13 protein-coding genes and 3 tRNA genes are annotated in these 20669 nt (G+C 63.5%); 15 read left to right on the top strand and 1 reads right to left on the bottom strand.

The window, feature by feature from the left end:
• Positions 1–68: 68 nt before the first annotated feature.
• The 9 genes from uvrC (at position 69) to ACS7SF_RS03025 (ending at position 9435) form a co-directional block, all read left to right on the top strand.
• Positions 69–2039 carry an excinuclease ABC subunit UvrC gene (gene uvrC / locus ACS7SF_RS03065; protein ID WP_439891633.1) on the top strand — a complete coding sequence of 657 codons (1971 nt, stop codon included), beginning with the start codon at positions 69–71 and terminating at the stop codon, positions 2037–2039.
• Positions 2040–2106: 67 nt separating this feature from the next.
• Positions 2107–2682, top strand: a complete 576-nt coding sequence (gene pgsA, locus ACS7SF_RS03060; protein WP_439891632.1) for a CDP-diacylglycerol--glycerol-3-phosphate 3-phosphatidyltransferase — start codon at positions 2107–2109, stop codon at positions 2680–2682.
• Between the two features lie 132 nt (positions 2683–2814).
• A tRNA-Gly gene (locus ACS7SF_RS03055) sits at positions 2815–2890 on the top strand.
• A 52-nt stretch (positions 2891–2942) separates the two neighbouring features.
• A tRNA-Gly gene (locus tag ACS7SF_RS03050) sits at positions 2943–3018 on the top strand.
• A 92-nt stretch (positions 3019–3110) separates the two neighbouring features.
• Positions 3111–3184, top strand: a tRNA-Cys gene (locus ACS7SF_RS03045).
• 387 nt (positions 3185–3571) lie between these two features.
• Positions 3572–4285 (top strand): response regulator transcription factor, encoded by a 714-nt coding sequence (locus ACS7SF_RS03040; protein ID WP_439891631.1) that lies wholly within the window; start codon positions 3572–3574, stop codon positions 4283–4285.
• A gap of 13 nt (positions 4286–4298) precedes the next feature.
• On the top strand, positions 4299–5954 hold the full coding sequence (locus ACS7SF_RS03035; RefSeq protein WP_439892679.1) for a FecR domain-containing protein: 1656 nt from the start codon (positions 4299–4301) through the stop codon (positions 5952–5954).
• Positions 5938–8280 (top strand): CHASE2 domain-containing protein, encoded by a 2343-nt coding sequence (locus ACS7SF_RS03030; RefSeq protein ID WP_439891630.1) that lies wholly within the window; start codon positions 5938–5940, stop codon positions 8278–8280. Before ACS7SF_RS03035 ends, ACS7SF_RS03030 begins: the two co-directional genes overlap by 17 nt.
• 447 nt (positions 8281–8727) lie before the next feature.
• Positions 8728–9435 carry a response regulator transcription factor gene (locus tag ACS7SF_RS03025; protein ID WP_439892678.1) on the top strand — a complete coding sequence of 236 codons (708 nt, stop codon included), beginning with the start codon at positions 8728–8730 and terminating at the stop codon, positions 9433–9435.
• A gap of 313 nt (positions 9436–9748) precedes the next feature.
• On the opposite strand, the gene ACS7SF_RS03020 is transcribed toward ACS7SF_RS03025, so the two are convergent.
• Complete coding sequence (locus ACS7SF_RS03020; RefSeq protein ID WP_439891629.1) at positions 9749–10501, bottom strand: FadR/GntR family transcriptional regulator; 753 nt, start codon at positions 10499–10501, stop codon at positions 9749–9751.
• Between the two features lie 99 nt (positions 10502–10600).
• Between ACS7SF_RS03020 and gudD the strand changes: the two genes are divergently transcribed.
• The 6 genes from gudD (at position 10601) to ACS7SF_RS02990 (ending at position 20666) form a co-directional block, all read left to right on the top strand.
• Positions 10601–11965 (top strand): glucarate dehydratase, encoded by a 1365-nt coding sequence (gene gudD, locus ACS7SF_RS03015; protein WP_439891628.1) that lies wholly within the window; start codon positions 10601–10603, stop codon positions 11963–11965.
• 67 nt (positions 11966–12032) lie between these two features.
• Positions 12033–13328: an MFS transporter gene (locus ACS7SF_RS03010; protein WP_439891627.1), complete on the top strand. Its 1296-nt coding sequence runs from the start codon at positions 12033–12035 to the stop codon at positions 13326–13328.
• Positions 13329–13338: 10 nt separating this feature from the next.
• Positions 13339–15750, top strand: coding sequence for a TIM-barrel domain-containing protein (locus ACS7SF_RS03005; RefSeq protein ID WP_439891626.1), 2412 nt, complete (start codon positions 13339–13341; stop codon positions 15748–15750).
• Between the two features lie 97 nt (positions 15751–15847).
• Entirely contained in the window at positions 15848–17032 is a 1185-nt protein-coding gene (locus ACS7SF_RS03000) for a porin (RefSeq protein ID WP_439891625.1), read from the top strand.
• Positions 17032–17967 carry an aldose 1-epimerase gene (locus tag ACS7SF_RS02995; protein ID WP_439891624.1) on the top strand — a complete coding sequence of 312 codons (936 nt, stop codon included), beginning with the start codon at positions 17032–17034 and terminating at the stop codon, positions 17965–17967. The genes ACS7SF_RS03000 and ACS7SF_RS02995 overlap by 1 nt, the downstream gene beginning before the upstream one ends.
• 785 nt (positions 17968–18752) lie before the next feature.
• On the top strand, positions 18753–20666 hold the full coding sequence (locus tag ACS7SF_RS02990; protein ID WP_439891623.1) for a hypothetical protein: 1914 nt from the start codon (positions 18753–18755) through the stop codon (positions 20664–20666).
• Positions 20667–20669: the final 3 nt, after the last annotated feature.

Raw genomic sequence — 20669 nt, 5'->3', positions numbered from 1 at the left:
AGCGAGATGGCCCGACATTGTAGTCGGCCGCTTGTTCTACACTGACGGCCTCTGAGCTTGCGAACGCCATGCCATCCGACACCCCCGAGACGCCCCAGAGCGCCAACCCGAGCGAACCCGCGAATGTGCCTGCGAATGTGCCTGATTTCGACGCGAAAGCGCACATCGCACGCCTGCCGAACCTGCCCGGTGTATATCGCTATTTCGATGCGCAGGGCAATGTGCTCTACGTGGGCAAGGCGCGTGACCTGAAGAAGCGCGTCTCCAGCTATTTCAACAAGACGCTGCTGTCTCCACGCATCGCGATGATGGTCGCGAAGATCGCCCGCATCGACACCACCGTCGTGCGCAGCGAGGCCGAGGCGCTGCTGCTGGAGAACAACCTCATCAAGGCGCTGGCGCCGCGCTACAACATCCTCTTCCGCGACGATAAGTCGTATCCGTATCTCAAGCTCACGCAGCATGCGTATCCGCGCATGGCGTACTACCGCGGCGCGACGGACCGCAAGCACCAGTACTTCGGCCCGTTCCCGAGCGCGCATGCGGTGCGCGAGAGCATGCAGATCCTGCAGAAGGTGTTCCAACTCCGCACGTGTGAGGACACCGTCTTCAACAACCGCACGCGCCCCTGCCTGCTGCACCAGATCCATCGCTGCAGCGGCCCGTGCGTGCAGGCGATCAGCGCCGAAGACTACGCCCGCGATGTCGGCAACGCGGCGGGCTTTCTGCTGGGCCGTCAGGACGAGGTCATGCAGACGCTGCAGGACAAGATGCTCCGCTATTCGGAAGCGCTGCAGTTCGAGCAGGCTGCCATCGTGCGCGATCAGATCGGTGCGCTTTCGGCGGTGCTCACACAGCAATCCGTGGAAGAGGTCGGTGCCGCCAGCGACATCGACATCCTGGCTGTCGCCATCAAGGGCGGCCACGCCTGCGTGAACCTCGCGATGGTGCGCGGCGGGCGGCACCTGGGCGACAAGGCCTACTTTCCGACACACGTGGAGGAAGGCGCCGCCATCGTCGGCGAAGACCTGGAGGCCGAGACCACGACCGACGCCGAAACCCAACGCGACCCCGAGCGCATGGCCAGCGACATTCTCGAAGCCTTCGTAGCGCAGCACTACCTGGACCAGTTCGTGCCGCCGGTGCTGGTGGTCAGCCACCCCATTCACGCCGCCGAGCTGATCGACGCGCTGGCTGAACAGGCCGGACGTCGTGTCTCGGTGGTGCGCCAGCCGCAGAGCGGCCGTCGCGCGTGGCTCGAGATGGCGCAAAAGGGCGCCGAACTTTCGCTGATGCGCCGGCTTTCCGAGCAAGGCAGCCAGCAGGCTCGCACGCGCGCACTGGCCGAGACCATCGGCATCGACCTCGAAGACCTCGCCGCCCTGCGCGTGGAGTGCTTCGACATCAGCCACACCGCCGGCGAGGCGACGCAAGCTTCATGCGTGGTCTTCCACAGCCACGACATGCAGAACGGCGAATACCGCCGCTACAACATCCAGGACATCACCCCTGGCGACGACTACGCCGCCATGCGCCAAGTGCTCACGCGCCGCTATCAGAAGATCGTCGAACAAGCTGGTGAAGACACCCCCAACATGCCCACCATCGTGCTGATCGACGGTGGCAAAGGGCAGGTGGAAGTCGCACGCCAGGTGTTTGAAGAGCTGGGGCTCGACATCGGCTTGCTCGTCGGCGTGGCCAAGGGCGAGGGCCGCAAGGTCGGCCTGGAGACGCTGGTCTTCGCCGATGGCCGTCCTTCATTGGAGCTTGGGCAGGGTAGCGCCGCGCTGATGCTGGTCGCGCAGATTCGTGACGAGGCGCACCGCTTCGCCATCACCGGCATGCGCGCCAAACGGGCGAAGGCGCGCAACACCTCCCGGCTGGAAGAGATCGAAGGCATCGGCGCCAAGCGTCGGCAGCGCTTGCTGGCGCGCTTCGGTGGCCTGCGCGGCGTGATGGCCGCCAGCGTGGATGAACTCGCCACGGTCGAAGGCATCTCCCAGACGCTCGCCGAAGAAATCTACCGTCAGCTGCATTGATCGGCGACAATGCCCAATCTTGCCGCGCCGGGTAGGGCCCGCGCGGCAGTTGTCCTCTCGATTTGCCATGCCTTTCAACTTCCCGATCCTCCTGACCTGGCTGCGTGTGGCCATGATCCCGCTGGTGGTGGGCGTGTTCTACGTGCCGGACACCTGGATGGCGCTGCCCGCCAAGAACCTGACCGCAGCGGTCTTCTTCATCGTCGCGAGCCTGACGGACTGGTTCGACGGCTTCCTTGCACGTCGCTGGAATCAGACCTCCGCATTTGGCGCGTTCCTGGACCCGGTAGCCGACAAGCTCATGGTGGCCGCTGCGCTGCTGGTGTTGCTGGCACTGGGCCGCGTGTCAGACGTCATCGCGCTCATCATCATCGGCCGCGAGATCACCATCTCCGCCCTGCGCGAGTGGATGGCGCAGATCGGTGCGTCAAAGAGCGTCGCCGTCAATATGCTCGGCAAGCTGAAGACGACCTTCCAGATGATCGCGATTCCGCTGCTGCTGTTCCAAGACAAGCTGCTCGGCGTGATCGACGCGCAGGTGTGGGGCACGTGGCTGATCTACGTGGCGGCGGTGCTCACGCTGTGGTCGATGGCGTACTACATGAAGCTCGCCTGGCCGCAGATCCGTGAGCGCGCGAAATGAGCTTGCAAAAACTCTTGCGCAAAAGTGTTGACGAGCGCGATTCTTTTTTGCCATAATCTCTTTCTCGTTGCAGCGATGTGACGAAACGGTCTGGCAGCACAAAGGTTGTACGGCAGTGCTGGTAGCCAAAATGCGGGAATAGCTCAGTTGGTAGAGCGCAACCTTGCCAAGGTTGAGGTCGCGAGTTCGAGCCTCGTTTCCCGCTCCAGTTTGAAATGTGTGGCCGTGCTGATGTGGTGCGCGGCGGCATAACCGGTTACGCGGGAATAGCTCAGTTGGTAGAGCGCAACCTTGCCAAGGTTGAGGTCGCGAGTTCGAGCCTCGTTTCCCGCTCCAATCCCGAAGGGAAGCCTTGCTTCCCTTTTTCTTTATCGGCACGGCCCAGACGCGGTTCGCTACGAATTGCTACAATGCGGTGCTGAACCCTTGGCGGGGTAGCAAAGTGGTTATGCAGCGGCCTGCAAAGCCGTGTACGCCGGTTCGATTCCGGCCTCCGCCTCCAGAATGCAAAGTAAAAAAGCCCCGACCTGTTCGGGGCTTTTTGTTTGCTGCTCCCCAGCTGTCCCTTTTTCGGCCTGGTTCCTCCCTTGGGGAGGCCGCGGCCATCTATGTGGCGCTTGAATAGCACCCGCATCTTGTTCTGTCGCAACAAAAAGTGATAGAACGACACCCATATCCGTGCCGAGCGTGCTTTTTACATTTGTTTTGAGTGCGACGGGGCTGTGCTTCTAGGATGGCCTCGGTTCAAGCTAGCAGTGGACCGCGCAGGAGAGGGTGGGGCTCGTACAACAATGTGTCGGCGCTGAGCCGATAACAACGACAGAGACCCATAACGGTGGCCGGGGCCGACAACGCGGCCAGGCCAGAAACGGGGAAAAGGGCAGTCCAGATGGCGATACGAATTGCCTCGGTGGAAGACAATCAGGCGCAATCGGAGTTGATCCGAGAGATCCTGGTGTCGTCCGGATACGAATGCGAGAGTTTCAGTAGCGGGGATGCCTTCGTCAAAGCGCTGCGGGATCGCACGTTCGATCTGCTGTTGCTGGACTGGCAGTTGCCCGACATCAGCGGCATCCAGCTGGTGAGCTGGGTGCGGCAGACGGTCGGCCCGGCGCTGCCGGTGCTGTTCCTGACCAACCGCTCGCTAGAAGACGATGTGGTGCGCGGGCTGGCCGCCGGTGCGGATGACTACGTCATCAAGCCGGTGCGCCGCGCTGAACTGGTCGCGCGCGTGGGGGCGCTGCTGCGCCGCGCCGCGCCGCGTACGGGCGAATCGTTGGAGCGCATTCACGTGGGGCCGTATGCAGTGGACCCGCTGGGGCGCGTACTGACGCTGCATGGCGCCCAGGTCGAACTGTCGCCGCGCGAGTTTGATCTGGCGCTGTACCTGTTCCGCAATATCGGCAAGCTGGTGCCGCGCGAGCTGATCGAGCAGGCGGTCTGGGGCCGCAGCATCGGTCCGGATTCGCGCACGCTGGCGACGCATATTTCGAAGTTGCGGCTCAAGCTCGATCTCAATCAGAAGAATGGCGTGCGGCTGGTGTCGGTGTATTCGCATGGCTATCGACTCGAAACCACACAGGAAGAGAGTGAAGCCAACTGACGCCAAGGTTCCGATGGGGCGCGCCGCGTGTGTCGGCGCGTTCCTTATTTTTGCGGGCGCGTGGCAGCTCGTCATGGCGCAGCCCTCGGGCGCCGATGGGACGGAGTTCCTCTATCGCGTGCAGCAGGGCGATACGCTCATCAGCCTGGCCGACCGCTACATGGATAGCGTCGAAAGCTGGCATCTGCTGCAGCAGCGCAACCACGTGGCCGACCCCTACCACCTGAAGCCCGGTTCGGTGCTGCGTATTCCGTTCGACCGCATTCCAGTGGTGGCGGCGACAGCGCAGGTAGTGTTTGCGCGGGATGCCACCACGGGCGGCAACAAACCGCTGGAAGCCGGCATAAAGCTGGCGGAAGACGCCCAGATCGATACCGGTGACAAAGGCGCCGTCACGCTCGCGTTTGATGACGGCACGCGCGTGACGGTGCCGCCGGGCAGTCATGTCACGCTGTCACGCGTGCGAGCGTTTGCGCGCGCCGGGTTGATCGACGTGCGCATGCATGTGAAGCAGGGCGAGGCCGAATCGACGGTGTCGCCCAAAAAGCGCGGTGTGGGCCGTTACGAGATTTCGACGCCCGCGCTGGTGACAGGCGTGCGCGGAACGCGATTCCGCGTGCAGGCCAGTGAATCGGGATCGACCAGTTCCGTGCTCGAAGGCGAAGTGGCCGCCAAGGCGGGCCATCAATCGCAGGCGGTGAAGGCGGGGTTTGGCGTGCAGGCCGCAGATGGCCGCATCAAGCGTGCGGCGTTGCCAGCCACCCCCAAGCTCAATGCGATGCCCGAGCTGGTGCAGACGCCGTGCTGGCGGGCAACGTGGGAGCCGGTGAAGGGCGCGGTGTCCTACCGTGCCGCTGTGGCACGCGATGCTGCGTTGACCGAACTGAGCGCCTATCAACTCAGCAAGACGCCCGGCGCAACGCTGTGCGGCGACGAGGACGGTGATTACACCCTGGTTGTACAGAGTGTCGATGCGCTCGGGCTGACCAGCGTTTCGGCCACGCGGCCGTTTACCGTGCGCCTGCATCCGGAGGCGCCGTATACGATTCAGCCGGCAAGCGGCAAGGCCTATCGCAGCGGCGATGTGGCTTTTGCCTGGGCGTCGGTTTCCGATGCGCGTAGCTATGACTTCGAGGTGGCTGATGCGCAGACCTTTGCGTCGCCGACCGTCCAGCAGCACGGAACGGATGTCCGCGTGATCAAACCGCTGGCTGCGGGTACGTGGTGGTGGCGCGTGCGCTCGGTGGCCGCAGATGGCAAGACGGGCCCTTGGAGCGATGCGCTGAAGTTCCGGGTGCTCGACGTGCCGTCCGATGCCGCGCCCCAGGCTTCCGTCGATGCCGCGGATGACGGCAAGCTGCACGCTCACTGGCCCGCGCTGGCGCCGGAGTTGTCGGCATCTGGCGCCCATACGCGCCTGCAGCTTGCTGCTGAGCCCACCTTCGCCAAGCCCATCGCCGATATCGTCAGCGACGGCAATGAGGCGGTCATTCCGCAGCCGCCGGCCGGCGTGTATTACCTGCGTACGGGCGTAGACCTCGGTGATGCGGCCTCGGTGATCTATGCCAAGCCGCAGCGCATCGATGTCGGCAGCTTTGTCAGCGATTCATCGCGCAGCCCGGTGCAAAGCGGGGGCGGCAACCTCTTGCTCAATGACTGGTCCCGTTGATCCGGCGCCGGTGAGCCCGGCCGCGCCGCGATCGGCGCTGCGCTCGCTGGTGGAATGGGTCGTGTTGGTGGCGCTGGCTGCGTTGCTGACGGTCGGTGCTGTGCGCTGGAGTGTGGTGGCGCGGTTGGACGCGGCACTGTATGACGCCGTTGCCACGCTGCATGGACATGCGCCGCGCGACGACATCGTCATCGTGGCTATTGACGATCAAAGCCTTGACGCCGTGGGCCGCTGGCCCTGGCCTCGCAGCCGACTCGCTGAGCTGATTGCGCGGGTAGGCCAGGCGCGGCCGCGCGGGATCGGCATCGATATTCTGCTGATCGAGCCCGATCTTGCACACCCGGAAGGCGACCGAGCCCTGACGGCAGCCATCGCGCAGGCGGGGCATGTCATTTTGCCCGCCCTGCCGGAGCGCACCGAGCAGGCACGCGTCTATCACTATCCGTTCCTGGGTCTCGGCGCCGCGGTCGCACATATCAATGCGGCACCGGATGCGGACAGCGTCGTGCGCGGCGTCTATCTGGCGGAGGGGCCGCGTGGGCATGTGCTTGACCATCTAGCGATGCAGCTTGCCCGGCAGGCAGCGCGACCGCCGGTCTCCATGTTGGCGCCAGCGGATGCAGAAACCGATGCCGAGGGCTGGACGCGCCGCACACCGATCCGTCTGAATTTTGCGGGCCCGGCCGGTACATTTCGCCACGTGCCGGCGCTGGACGTGCTCAACGGCCGCGTCGGCCCAGAGGCGTTTGCCGGCAAGCTGGTACTGATCGGGGCCACGGCGTCTGGCGTGTCCGATATTTTTGCGACACCCACCTCGCGCACGATGAGCGGCGTGGAAGTGCTGGCCAACGCCACGCAGACGGTGCTCGACGGCAGCGCGATCCTGCCGGTGGCGCCTGAGCTGTTCTGGATGATGACGCTGCTGCCGTTGCTGATGGCGGCCTGGGCGGTGCGTTGGCTGACGCCCCGCATGGCGCTGGCGGTGTCATTGGCCGGCGCGGTCTTGGTATTGCTCGGGGCCGTCTTCGCGTTGGTGGGGCTGCACCGCTGGCTGCCGCCGTTCGCCGCGCTGGTGGGGCCGCTGGTCTTGTATCCGCTGTGGAGTTGGCGCCAGCAGGAGGCCGCGTTGCGCTTTCTGCGCGAGGAGATGCAGCACCTGGCGAGCGAGCCTGGCGTCCTGGCCGATGCACCGCTGGCCCGTACCGGCCGCACGCTGGGTGCGCACATGGATGCCGTCGCCTCGCTGACGGACAAGCTGCGCGGCCTGCGCCGCTTTCTGGCTGATGCGCTGGAGAGCCTCCCCGATGCCACCGTCATCTGTGCGCCCGATGGCGCAATCCTGCTGGCCAATGGCCGCAGTGCGGACCTCGCTGGCCAGTCGCACACATCGGGGCAGAATCGCGCCGCTGCGCTGCGGGACTTGCCCACGCTGTTGGCGCTCGCGTTTCCCGACCCTGCCGCCGGCCAGCAGTACTGGGCGCGCTGGCAAGCCGAACCGGGCGTCACGCTGGAGCCCGTCGAATTGCGCACGCATGACGGCCGCTCAATGCTGATGCATGCCGCCGCCTTGCGCGATGACGCGGGTCAGCCCATCGATATCATCGTCAGCTTTGCCGACATCACACCCGTTCGCCAGGCCGAGCGCCACCGCGAAGAAGCCCTGCGCTTCATCTCGCACGACATGCGCTCGCCGCAGAGCGCCATCCTCGCGCTCATCGAATTGCAGCGTGATGCGTCTCGCGCGTTGGACCGGGAAGCACTGCTGTCGCGGATCGAGCAGTTGTCTTCGCGCACGCTCGAGTTGGCCGACACTTTTATCGACCTGGCGCGTGCGGAGTCGCAGGTGCTCAGGCTGCAGGATGTCGACCTGGTGGGGCTGGTGCTCGACGCAGCCGATGAAGTGTGGGCGCTGGCGAATCGCCATCACGTGGAAGTGCGCGTGGAGGCCGACATCGAGGCGCCTGTGCGCGGTGATCCGCGCCTGCTGGTGCGGGCGTTGGTGAATCTGCTCAACAACGCCATCAAGTTCAGTGCCGAGGGTTCGGTCGTTACCGTGTCGCTGGGCGAGGACGAAACGATGTTCACCGTGGCGGTGGCGGACCAGGGGGCTGGCATTGCACTGGCCGATCAACCCCGGCTGTTCCAGCCGTTTCATCGCCTGCACGAAGGGGCGGCCAACGCACCTGCCGGCAGCGGGCTCGGGCTGGTGTTCGTGAAGACGGTGGTCGACCGTCATGGTGGGCGCATTGCCGTGCAAAGCGCGCCGGGCCTCGGTTCGACCTTTACCGTGTCGCTGCCGCGCGCGCCGCAACACCGCGACGCCTGATCGCCGGGCACTGCGGCGCACTCCACTGTGGCGTTTGCCACATGCCCTTTTCAATCATTTGCATTCCGGGTCCCTGGCGGCCCTACATTGCATTGGTCGACCGGCACAACGTACGCGGGCAACACGCCCGAACGAGAGATGGCGCCACCTGGGCGAGAACCGGCAGCACAGGCATAGCAACCCATGCATTACCGGCCACCCAGGCGCTACGTATGTTGAGCAAGACCGCAACCGATGTGCTGAGCGAATGCGATTACGAACGCATTCGCACGCAACTGCACCACGCCCTGTATGGCGACGGGAACCCATCGCAGGGTGTGCGTGTCTGGCAGGCCGGTCGGCTTTTATCCAAACCGTGTGCCGCAGACCAGGAGTGGGCCCATGCATACCATGACCATCACGCCTCGGTCTGATCGCGCGACGCACGGGCATTCCAGACACCGAGCCATGAAAATCGGCCTGATCGACACACATATCAGCCGCCAGCAGGCGATTCATTCCGCGCTGCAGCCGTCGCGCTTTGAATGCGTTCCGCTGTTTCTTTCCCGCCAGGTGTTCGAAGCCATCGACGTGCATGGCATCAATCTGCTGATGGTGGGCGCGCACGCGCACGACATGCCGGGCCTATCACTGGTGCGCAGCGTGCGCGAGCGCGTTGGTGCCGGCATGGCCATCGTCTACCTCGGTGACGGACACGCCGACGCCGAAACCGCCGACGCGCTCAACCACGGCGCTGACCTGTGCTTTCAAGGTGAGATTCGTCCGTCCGAGCTGCTTGCCCGGCTCGACGCGCTGATCCGACGCTTTGCCGTCAGCCGCGCGGTTCGCGTATCGGAAATCCAGTTGGGGCCGTACACAATTGATCGCCAGAACCGATCCATCCGCGTGCACGATACCGCCGTGCCGGTGCATGCACGCGAGTTCGAACTGGCACTGCTGCTGTTCGCCAACGCGGGTCGGGTGCTGTCACGCGCGGATATCGAATTGGCGTTGTGGGGCCGCGAACTGAGCCCCTATTCGCGGACGCTCGATACGCATGTCTCGCGGCTGCGCAAGAAGCTGGCACTGGGCGCCGCAAACGGCCTGCGCCTGCGAGCGATCTACGGGCAGGGCTTCTGCTTGGAGCGCGTTATGGAACGCGCGACCGCCTACTGACCTGACCGCGTTTTACGGCAATGCAAGGGCCCCGAATATCGGGGCCTTTTTCATTGCTGAAGCAGACACCGGGGAAGGACCAAAAAGAAACGCCCTGATACTCAAAGCAGCAGCATCAGGGCGAAGTAGGCCGCAGCTCTCTCTTCTGCGGCCGGAGCGCACCCACGAGGGTAGGTACACGCTCAGATTACGTGGCTGGGAGTGGAGGAATGCAAACCTTTATCAACAGCTGTCTCGGAGGGAGCGAGGGCGCAAGAACCTCCTACCATAAGACATCGTACAACCGGGCGAGATTTCGGGTCCTGACCTTGGTTCAGGCCGAAGTTGACTGCATCAGCTTGCTAGCCGTCTCGTGCGCGTGGCGCAGGCGTTCCCGGCTGTTGGAGAGGTGCATGCGCATCGCCGCACGGGCGGCTTCCGGGTCCTTGCGCGCAATGGCTTCGAAGATGCTGTGGTGCTCGCGGTTGACCGTAGCGCGCAGCTCCGGGGCGTTCAGGTAGCCCACTTGTGCCAGGCTCATCCGCGTGCGGGGGATCAGCGTTTTGCCAAGCTGGGCGAGGGCGCCCACGAAGTGCTCATTGCCAGTCGAGCGCGCAATGCTCAGGTGGAACTGCAGGTCGGAGGTGGCGCTGTCGTTGCCATCCGCCTGATCTTGTTCGATAGCTTCCAGCGCGGCACGCAAGGTGTCGATCTCGTCCGCGGTAATGCGTTGCGCGGCCAACCCGGCGCATTCCGTTTCAATGGCCATGCGCAGTTCCAGCATGGACAGGATGTCGTGCAGCGTGGAAGCGTCGCCTAGCTGGATGCTGTTGTCGGCGCGCGGTGGCAACACAAAGCTACCGATGCCGTGGCGCGTTTCGATCAAACTCTTGGCCTGCAAGCGGGAGATGGCTTCGCGCACCACTGTGCGGCTGACGCCCAGTGCTTCCATGAGCGCGGATTCCGTCGGCAACTTGTCGCCGGGGCGTAGCGATTCCGTCGCAATGCGCCCCTTGATGTGGTCCACCACCACGTCCGCCAGGCTTTGAGTGCGGCGCACGAGCGTTGCGGGGGAGCTGCCGGACATGCGATCTCCGATCGTGGGTGGCTTGAATTTCGGGTTTACCAGGGCTGGCCCAGTAGGAATACGTCAATTATATTCCCGTTCCATGTTGTACGACGACTGATGACATACGTGACGACCATGAATCACCTCTCTGCTGAAACGCGCACGCCCCGTATTACCCGCTTGCAGGTCATCCCGGTTGCCGGGCGCGACAGCATGCTGTTGAACCTGAGCGGCGCGCATGGCCCGTTCTTCACGCGCAACATCGCCATTCTGGAAGACTCCGAAGGCCACATCGGCGTGGGCGAAGTGCCGGGCGGCGAGGCGATTCGCAAGACCATCGAAGACGCGACGCCGCTGGTTGTCGGACAACCCGTCGGCGCGTACAACAACGTGCTCAACACCGTGCGCCGTCAGTTTGCCGACCGCGATGCCGGTGGCCGTGGCCTGCAGACTTTCGATCTGCGCACCACGGTGCATGCAGTGACTGCGCTGGAAAGCGCGTTGCTGGATTTGCTGGGCCAGCACCTGGGTGTGCCCGTGGCGGCCTTGCTGGGGCAGGGCCAGCAACGCGCCAAGGTGCCGGTGCTGGGCTACCTGTTCTTCGTGGGCGATCGCAAACGCACCAACCTGGACTACGCCGACGGCAGCGATGCCACCGACGACTGGACCCGACTGCGTCATGAGGAAGCGCTCACGCCGGAAACGGTCGTGCGCTTGGCCAAGGCGGCGTATGCGCGCTACGGCTTCAAGGATTTCAAGCTCAAGGGCGGCGTGCTGAGCGGCGATGATGAAATGGTCGTGACCACCGCGCTGGCCGAGGCGTTTCCCGACGCGCGCGTCACGCTGGACCCGAACGGCGCATGGTCGCTGGCGGAGGCTATCCGCTTGTGCCGCGACAAGCACGACGTGCTGGCCTACGCCGAAGATCCGTGCGGCGCCGAGGGCGGCTACTCCGGCCGCGAGGTGATGGCCGAGTTCCGCCGCGCCACGGGCCTGCCGACCGCCACCAACATGATCGCCACCGACTGGCGCCAGATGGGGCATGCCATTCAACTGCACTCGGTCGATATTCCGCTGGCCGATCCGCACTTCTGGACGATGCAAGGCTCGGTGCGCGTGGCGCAGATGTGCGATGACTGGGGCCTGACCTGGGGCTCGCATTCCAACAACCACTTCGATATCTCGCTGGCGATGTTCACGCACGTGGCCGCAGCCGCGCCGGGCAACATCACCGCCATCGACACGCACTGGATTTGGCAAGACGGTCAGCGCCTGACGCGTGAGCCGTTCCAGATCGTTGGCGGCGAGATCGATGTGCCGGCCAAGCCAGGCCTGGGTGTGACGATCGACATGGAGCAGATCGAAAAGGCGCACGCGCTGTACAAGCAGCACGGCCTGGGCGCGCGCGACGATGCGATTGCCATGGGCCAACTGATTCCCAACTGGAAGTTCGATAACAAGCGTCCCTGCATGGTGCGCTGACGCTGCATGATTTCTGGGCGGCTGGAGGCTGCCCATCAAAACTACAAAGATATTTGGAGACGAAACCGTGAAGACCATCAAGGGCTTGCGCTGGTGGATCATCGTGCTGGTGTGTCTGGGCACGATCATGAACTACCTGGCGCGCAACTCACTGGGCGTGCTGGCACCCACGCTCAAGCAAGAGCTGTCCATGACCACGCAGCAGTACGGCTACGTGGTGATGGCGTTTCAGTTCGGCTACACGCTCATGCAGCCGGTGTGCGGCTTCATTGTCGACTTGATCGGCCTGCGCATCGGCTTTGCACTGTTTGCTGTGTTGTGGTCGTTTGCCGGTGTGCTGCACGCAGGCGCGACGGGTTGGCTGTCGTTGGCGGGCTTCCGTACGTTCATGGGGCTGACGGAGGCCGCCGCCATTCCGTCCGGCATGAAAGCCGTGGCGGAGTGGTTCCCCGACAAGGAAAAATCCGTGGCCACGGGCTGGTTCAACGTGGGCACGTCGTTTGGGGCCATGCTGGCGCCGCCGCTGGTGCTGTACCTGTCGATGCGGCATGGCTGGCAGTCCGCGTTTGTGGTGACGGGCGCGCTGGGTTTCTTCTGGGCGGCGCTGTGGTTTGCGTTCTATCGCTCGCCGCAGCAGCATCCTCGTCTGTCCAGTGAGGAGCTGAAGACTATTACCGACGGGCAATTGCGTTCGGCAGGCGACAAGCCGGTCGAGAAGCGCTCGATCGGCAAGATCATCGGTGCGCGCCGTTTCTGGGCGATTGCGCTGGCGCGTTTCTTTACGGAACCTGCGTGGCAGACCCTGAGCTTCTGGATTCCGCTGTACTTCTTCAAGGAGCGCGGCATGGACCTAAAGCAGATCGCCATGTTTGCGTGGCTGCCGTTCTTGGCGGCTGACTTGGGCGGGATGGCCGGTGGGTATCTGTCGCCGTTCCTGATGAAGTTTGGCAAGCTGCCGCTCATCTGGTCGCGCGTGGGCGGTGTGGTGATTGGCGCATTGATGATGATCGGTCCGGCATGCGTGGGCCTGGTGGCGTCGCCGTACACGGCCATTGCGCTGTTCTGCGTGGGCGGCTTTGCGCACCAGATGATCTCGGTGTCGGTCAACACGCTCTCCGCAGACGTGTTTGACCCGCAGGAAGTCGGTACTGCCAACGGTTTTACTGGTATGTCCGGCTGGATTGGCGGCCTGGCCTTCACCGCTGTGGTGGGCGCCTTGGCCGACACGGTTGGCTACGGCCCGCTGTTCGGCCTGTTGGGTGCGTTTGACGTGATTGCCGCTGTGCTGCTGATCGTGCTGATTCGCGGCCAGTCGGCAGAAGAGCGTGCTGCACGCAAAATGAATCTGTCTGCTTCAAATTGAGCTGAAAACGATGTCCATGTTGCATCCTCCCCGTTTTGAACTTCAAGCGCGCGAAGGCAACCGCCTGCGCCTGGCCAGCAGCGCAGGCGCTGCGATCGAACTCTTCGTGCTGGAGGAGGACATCGTTCGCGTACTGGTGCTGCCGCAGGGCGACCTGCGCGGCCCCGCCACGTGGTCGATCGCGCCGGGCGGCGACGATACGCCGCTGGAAGGGCGTGACCGCCGTGACCTCAGTGGTTTCTCACTGCCGGCGTTCGAGCTGCAGTCCGATGCCAGCACGCTACGCATCGAAACCAGCAAGATCCGTTTGACGATTGCCTTGGCCGGCGGCTTCTGCAACTGGGAAATCCGCCGCGCCGGGCAATGGCAAGCCGTGCTGCACGACCGAGCCACCCAGGCCTACAACTTTGGCTACTGGGACGAGCAGGTCTACCACTACGTGCGTCGCGAACCTGGCGAGATGTACTTCGGCCTGGGCGAGCGCGCCGGTGACACGAACCGCGCGCACCAACGCTACGAGATGCGCAACATCGACGCGATGGGCTACAGCGCGCGCACGACCGATCCGCTGTACAAGCACATCCCGTTCTACGTGACGTGGCAGCCCGAGAACGCCACCGGCTTCGGGCTGTTCTACGACACGCTGTCTGACTGCAGCTTCGACATGGGCCGCGAGCTGGATAACTACCACGGCCTCTATCGCTACTTTGTCGCGCCGCACGGCGATCTGGACTACTACTTCATCGCCTCGCCCGATACGCCGCTCGATGCCACCCGCCGCTTCACGTGGATGACGGGCCGCCCGGCGTGGATGCCGAAGTGGGGCCTGGGCTATTCCGGCTCGACCATGACGTACACCGACGCGCCCAACGCGCAGGAGCAGATGGGCGAGTTCATCAAGGGCTGCCGTGAACACGACATCCTGTGCGATTCGTTCCACCTATCGTCGGGCTACACGTCCATCGGGCCGAAGCGCTACGTCTTCAACTGGAACACGGACAAGTTTCCCGATGCGCGCGGCTTCGTCCAGAGCTATCTGGATGCGGGCATTCGCCTGTGCCCGAACATCAAGCCGTGCCTGCTGCAGGACCACCCCAAGTTTGTCGAGGCCAAGGAAGCCGGCCTGCTGATCTGCGACGACAAGGGCGAGCCGGCCTGGGTGCAGTTCTGGGATGAGGTGGGTGCGTATCTCGATTTCACCAACCCGAAAACGCTCGATTGGTGGAAGGCGAACGTGAAGAGCGCATTGCTCGACTACGGCATGGCTTCCACCTGGAACGACAACAACGAGTTCGAGGTCTGGACGCCCAACGCGTTCGCGCATGGGTTTGGCAAGAAGGCGCCGATCCGCGAGGCGAAGGTGTTGCACACCATGCTGATGATGCGTGCGTCGCGCGAGGCGCAGTTGGAATACGCGCCGCAGCGCCGGCCGTTCCTGGTGTCGCGCTCGGGCGGCGTCGGCATGCAGCGCTATGTGCAGACCTGGTCCGGCGACAACTACACCTCGTGGGAGACGCTGCGCTACAACCTGAAGATGGGCCTGGGGCTGGCGCTGTCGGGCGTGTCGAATATCGGCCACGACATCGGCGGGTTTGCGGGCCCTGCGCCGTCGCCGGAATTGCTGGTGCGCTGGGTGGCGTTCGGCGTGTTCATGCCGCGCTTCTCCATCCACTCATGGAATGACGACAAGACCGTCAACGAGCCGTGGATGTATCCGCAGGTCACGTCGCAAATCGCGTCGTTGATCAAGCTGCGTTATCGGTTGATTCCGTATCTGTATGAACTGCTGTGGCAATCGACGCAGGCGTACGAGCCGGTGCTGCGTCCGACGTTTGCCGAATTCCCCGCAGACCGCCGCTGCTACGCCGAATGCGACGACTTCATGCTCGGCACCTCGCTGCTGGTGGCGCCGACGGTGGAAGAAGGACAGACCGAACGCACTGTATATTTGCCAGCTGGCCAGCGCTGGGTGTCGTACTGGAGCGGCGAGGCGTTTGACGGCGGCCAGACCGTGACGTTGCCCGCGCCGTGGGATCAACCAGCGATGCTGATCCGCGAGGGTGGTGTGATTGCCCTGAACGTTGCCGAGCAGCATTTCGACCAGCGTGCTGATCAACGCGGCTTCCTGGTCGTGCCGATGGCAGGCTCCGGTGAGGCCGCTGGCGGCAGCATCGAAGACGATGGCGAAACGGAAGCCTGGCGCAATGGCGAGCACGGCCGCTGGAACGTGCGCGCCGTGTCGGATGCGCAAACCGTGGTGCTGCACGTGACGCGTGAAGGCCGGATGCCCACGCAAGCGGATACCGTTGAAATTCATCTGCCGGCTGCGGAAGCGCGGCAGTTGCAGATTCCGCAGGCCCGCGTTGTCGGGCAGGCTGTTTCGGGCGGATGGCGTCGGCTGACCTTGCAGTTGCAGCCGTAACCACACTGCCTACCTGTGCGCTTTCGCGGGGCGAGGAGAGCCCCGCTGCTGCGCGATTCCCCGGTGCTGGAGACCACCACAGAGAACGATGAACACCATGAAAACCACACGAGCCAAGTTCACCATCAAGCCGGTTTGCGCGTGCGTCGCGCTGTTGTCCGCAGGACTGTCCATGCACGCATCGGCGCAAAGCACCGTGACGCTGTACGGTACGGTCGATAATGCCATCGCGTATTCGAGCAACCAGGGCGGGCATTCCAACGTCTACATGAATTCCGGCGCGCTGGCTGCCAGCAAGTTCGGTCTGTATGGCACGGAAGACCTGGGCGGCGGTACCCAAGCGCTGTTCCGCCTGGAGAACGGCTTTGCGGCTGACACGGGCGCGCAAAGCAAGGCGAACTTCATCTTCAATCGCCAAGCCTATGTTGGCCTGACCAACAAGACCTACGGCCAGATCACGATGGGCCGTCAGTACACGCCGTACTTCCAGTACGTGGCCGCACTCGGCCCGACCAACGTGCTGACGGGCGCCGTCGGCGCGCACCCCGGTGATATCGATGCGATGGACACCACGCTGCGCGTGCCGAATTCGATCACCTATACGACGCCCACGTTCGGTGGTTTCCAGGGCGGCTTGCAATACGGCATGGGCGAGCAGGCGGGCAGCATGTCCAACGGCAGTGCCTTCAGCGCGGCGCTGCGTTATGACTATCAGTCGTTTGCGTGGTCGGCCGGCTATATCCGCCTGAAGAACGTTCCGACCTTCCAGAGCAACAGCGGGGACTTCGCCAACAACGCCCCCATCAACAAGGGCTACGCAACGGCCGACAGCGCCCAGATCATCGGTACCGCGGCCCGTTACACCGTGGGCAACCTGATGATGGGGCTGAACTACTCCAACGTGCAGTACAAGCCGGGCGCCACGTCGCCGGCAGGGTTTGCACAGACGGCGAGCTTCAACACGTTCGGCGCCATCGCCACCTACGCGCTCACGCCCGCACTGACCGTGGCCGCTGGCTACAGCTACACCGCCGAGAACAAGCGCAACGGCGTCGACCAGGCGGCGCGCTATCACCAGTTCACGATGGAGCAGGTGTATTCGTTCTCCAAGCGCACGGCGCTCTATGCGATTGAGGCCTATCAGAAGGCGAGCGGCCAGACGCTGAGCTCGACGGGCGGCATCGTCAATGCTGTGGCATCAGTGGGGGACTCGCAGAACGGCACGCCGTCGAACGGCCCGAGCCAGTTCGTCGGCATGGTCGGCATTCGCCACTTCTTCTGATGACGTCTGCAGCATGGTTGGCGCCTGGGGCGGTGCATCGGCTGCACGCCGGCGCGCTGACGATGGACGTCGCGCCGGCCGCGGGTGGCCGCATTGCCTCGCTGGCTTCGGCCAGCAAGGATGGCCACCGCATCGACTGGCTGGCCCCGATGTCCGAGGCCTGCCTGCTTGACGGCTTCGATGGGCTGGCGTGGCCCAAGACGGGCTGCTATCCACTGCTGCCGTTCTCCAACCGTATCCGCGATGGCCGCTTCCAGTGGGGCGGGCGTGAGGTCCGTCTCGCGCCGCACCCGGGGCAGCCGCACGCCATGCACGGTTTGGCGCATGCGCGTGCGTGGACGGTTGAGCAGCTCACTGCGTCGTCGATCGTGCTTGGCCTGCGTTACGTGCCGCAGGCCGGCAACTGGCCTTGGCCGTTCACGGCCACGCAGACGCTGGTGCTCAGCCCCGAAGGTCTGGCGGCCGTCATGACGCTGCGCAATGATGGCGATAGCGACATGCCCGCTGGCGGCGGTTTCCACCCGTACTTCACGCGCACGGCGGATACACGCGTGCAGTTCGATGCGCCGACCATGTGGCCGACAGACACGGGTGAAGTTGCCATCCGCTGCGAGTCAATTACCCCGCGCGAAGACTTCCACATCGCACGGCCATTGCCGGATGAGGCGCTCAGCGTCTACTACAGCCACTGGCATCAGCGCGCGGTCGTCTCGCAGCGCGGGGCAACGCTCACGCTGAGCGCGGCCGATCCATTGGATCATTTCATCCTGCATGCGCCGCAGGCCCAGCCGTACTTCTGCCTGGAGCCCGTTTCGCACGTGGCGGACGCCGTCAACCTAGCTGTGCAGGGCTGGGAGGGTACCGGCCTGCGTGTTTTGTCGCCTGGCGAGACCCTGCACTTGCGGATGCGGATGCAAATCGATCATCCCGGCTGAACGGCACGGGGTTGGATACCAGAACGGCTCGAATCATTCGGGCCGTTTTTTTTCTGCACGGGCACACAAAATATCGCAGTGAATTTCCAATGTCAGCGATAGGGATATTATTGGAGGTGTTAGTCGACCGGACTGGGATTATGCGGCATCTAACATATGCCGCCTCTTCTCATTGAAGTCAGATAAAAATACGTCGCATTTGCAAGCGAACGAGCGTTTGCAAATAATGCCAAGGCAGTCAGCCGAGATGGCGAGTCACCGTAGTCGAGATACCCCAACGTATCGCGTTTTGATCGGTGTATAAGAATCAGCCACTCGCATCCAGTGAAGTTCGCCTTGGATTTGTATTGCCATGCAGTTCGTCGCCCCTGAGTCGCCTGCCTTTGATATTCACCCGCCAGACACCACGTCGCCGTGGGATGGCCTTCTGCTCTCCGGCGCAGTCCTCACACACCACCCATCTCCGCAAGCCTGGCATCGACGGCGTCGCTAGCGGAAGACCTTGAATATTTGCCGCAGGAAAATTTCGCGGCAACAAACCTTCTTCGATTCTGAGTCATTGCTTAGGTTGGGAAAATGACCCCACGTATTGGTGGACATTTTCGAGCAACCCAAGGCGGACGGTTTTCGTCCGTTTTGCGCTGCCAAAGCGGGTTATTGGGCGCTGCGGTTTTAATAATTAACACATCATAATAATTGCGCCAATATGTTGGCGTGAGGGGCCTTGTTTTTTCAAAATAAAAGAATAGGGGGGATTTCCTTTGATTATTAATGGAGAGAACAGGATGGCTAATCCAGTCGTCATTGGACAAACATTTACGGTATTCGACCGCGATGGCGCCGAATTTGGGCGAGGGTGCTTCAGCTATCGCGGCGAGCCGGGCGCGGTCACCCTGTCTCACCCCGCCGCCAGTGGCGCGGGGGCAGTCAAGCTCGAGAACTTCTGGTACCACGACTCGGTGGTCGGCACGCTCGGCTTGCTGGATTTGAAGGCGCTTGAATTTAGCGTGGGTGACGCCCCCCGCTTCTCGTTCGAGGCGAAGCGCTCCGACGAGGTTGGCATTGCCGCACAAGTGGCCTCGAAGGGTGCCCCGGGCGCCGTGTTGACCCACCATGGTGCTGCTGGAGATTTCTCCAATCAGGGCCGCACCGTGGTGTTCCCGCGCGAAAACATCGTGCCTGAAGGCGAGCTGATCGTGCCGGCAGTCGACCTCGTTGTGCTGATCGACACCAGCTACTCGATGATGGACGAGGCGCAATACCTGAGCAACGCCGTCAGCGTTGCCATTGAGACGGCGAAGAGCACCTGCCCCTCGGACTTGCGCGTGAGCTACCTCGGCGTGGAGGGTTGGTTCGTCGATAAGGAGAAGGGCATCGACACCGAATTCAAGCAGTCCGCCCGCCAGTACCTGACCACCCAAGGCACAGCGAAAGGGAAAGAGAGCGAACTGCTGATGCGCACGAAGGAGCAGGTCGAAAAGGCTGGGCTGTATCAAGGCTCGCAGCGCGAAGACGGCGCGCGCGCCATGCAAGATGTGATGCGGTTCTACGATTGGCGGCCGGGCGCGCAGAAGGCGATCTTCTACCTCACCGATGAAGGGCTGGACGGCGGTAGCGGACTGAAGCCAGAAGAGGCGGTGGACCAGGGCGACATCGATGCCGCCAACGACGCTATTCGGGCCGCGAAGGAAGAGAAGGTCCGCCTCCATACGTATATGGGGAAAACGTGGTTGCGCAAGGAGGGCGCCGAAAAGCTGCGTGCTGAACTGGCCCGTGTTGCCAACGAAACCGGCGGCCAGGCGTTCGCCTATGCTGGGCCGGACGCCTACACCACCGGCAGCGGCGTGGCCAAGGAATCCGACGTGAAGAACCTCACCGCGGACGATCCGAAGCTGCTGGCAGAGTTCCAGAGCATGCTGCAGAAGGTGATCTGCGGCAGCCGCGCACCCGCCCCAGAACCCGTCGTGGAAGAGCGCGAAGAGTTGATCGTGCCGAAGGTCGATCTGGTCATCGGCATCGACACCAGCGCGTCGATGGTGGATGAAGCCAAGGAACTGAGCGAAGCCGTGAGCGCGGCCATCGACGCTGCCAGCAAGCATTGCCCGTCGGACTTGCGCGTGGTGTACCTGGGGCTCGAAGGCACGTTCAAGGGCACCAAGTTCGACAAGACCGCGCGCGACTACCTCACCAAGACCGTCAAGGTCGACGAGGCCAAGCTGCGCCAGCGCAAGCGCGGTACCGTGGCCGAAGGCGGTGCGCAGGAAGACGGCGCACGCCTGATCGAAGACATCGCCACGCACTTCGATTGGCGGCCTGATGCACGCCGCGCCATGCTGTACCTCAGCGACGAAGGCCTGGAAGGTGGCGGGCGCGTCGATGAAGAAGACATGGCCGCCGCCAGCCAGGCGATTGTCGTGGCTCAGCGCAACAACATGCGCGTGCATACCTACCTGGGCGACGTGGCCTACAAGAAGGCCGACAAGGACAAGCTCGCAGCCGAGTTCAAGCGGGTCGCCGAGGAAACCGGCGGACAGGCCTTCACCAAGGAGTCTGCCCTGTCTGGTCTGAAGGACGTGCTGGAAAAGGTCATCTGCGGTAGCAAGCAGAAGTACACCGTCACCACACCGTGCTGCCCGTGCTGCCAGGAACTGGTGACGGGCTTCAAGGCGAATCCCGCCACGCCCAACGCAGTGAAGTAATCA

This window comes from Ralstonia sp. 25C (genome assembly GCF_051904805.1).
In the GTDB taxonomy this organism is placed as follows: domain Bacteria; phylum Pseudomonadota; class Gammaproteobacteria; order Burkholderiales; family Burkholderiaceae; genus Ralstonia.
This window is presented reverse-complemented; position numbering and strand designations above follow the sequence as displayed.

Excerpts from the sequence above, each read along its gene's own strand:
- uvrC (WP_439891633.1), top strand. The coding sequence starts at position 69 with ATGCCATCCGACACCCCCGAGACGCCCCAGAGCGCCAACCCGAGCGAA.
- pgsA (WP_439891632.1), top strand. The coding sequence starts at position 2,107 with ATGCCTTTCAACTTCCCGATCCTCCTGACCTGGCTGCGTGTGGCCATG.
- ACS7SF_RS03040 (WP_439891631.1), top strand. The coding sequence starts at position 3,572 with ATGGCGATACGAATTGCCTCGGTGGAAGACAATCAGGCGCAATCGGAG.
- ACS7SF_RS03035 (WP_439892679.1), top strand. The coding sequence starts at position 4,299 with ATGGGGCGCGCCGCGTGTGTCGGCGCGTTCCTTATTTTTGCGGGCGCG.
- ACS7SF_RS03030 (WP_439891630.1), top strand. The coding sequence starts at position 5,938 with ATGACTGGTCCCGTTGATCCGGCGCCGGTGAGCCCGGCCGCGCCGCGA.
- ACS7SF_RS03025 (WP_439892678.1), top strand. The coding sequence starts at position 8,728 with ATGAAAATCGGCCTGATCGACACACATATCAGCCGCCAGCAGGCGATT.
- ACS7SF_RS03020 (WP_439891629.1), bottom strand. The coding sequence starts at position 10,501 with ATGTCCGGCAGCTCCCCCGCAACGCTCGTGCGCCGCACTCAAAGCCTG.
- gudD (WP_439891628.1), top strand. The coding sequence starts at position 10,601 with ATGACATACGTGACGACCATGAATCACCTCTCTGCTGAAACGCGCACG.
- ACS7SF_RS03005 (WP_439891626.1), top strand. The coding sequence starts at position 13,339 with ATGTCCATGTTGCATCCTCCCCGTTTTGAACTTCAAGCGCGCGAAGGC.
- ACS7SF_RS03000 (WP_439891625.1), top strand. The coding sequence starts at position 15,848 with ATGAAAACCACACGAGCCAAGTTCACCATCAAGCCGGTTTGCGCGTGC.
- ACS7SF_RS02995 (WP_439891624.1), top strand. The coding sequence starts at position 17,032 with ATGACGTCTGCAGCATGGTTGGCGCCTGGGGCGGTGCATCGGCTGCAC.
- ACS7SF_RS02990 (WP_439891623.1), top strand. The coding sequence starts at position 18,753 with ATGGCTAATCCAGTCGTCATTGGACAAACATTTACGGTATTCGACCGC.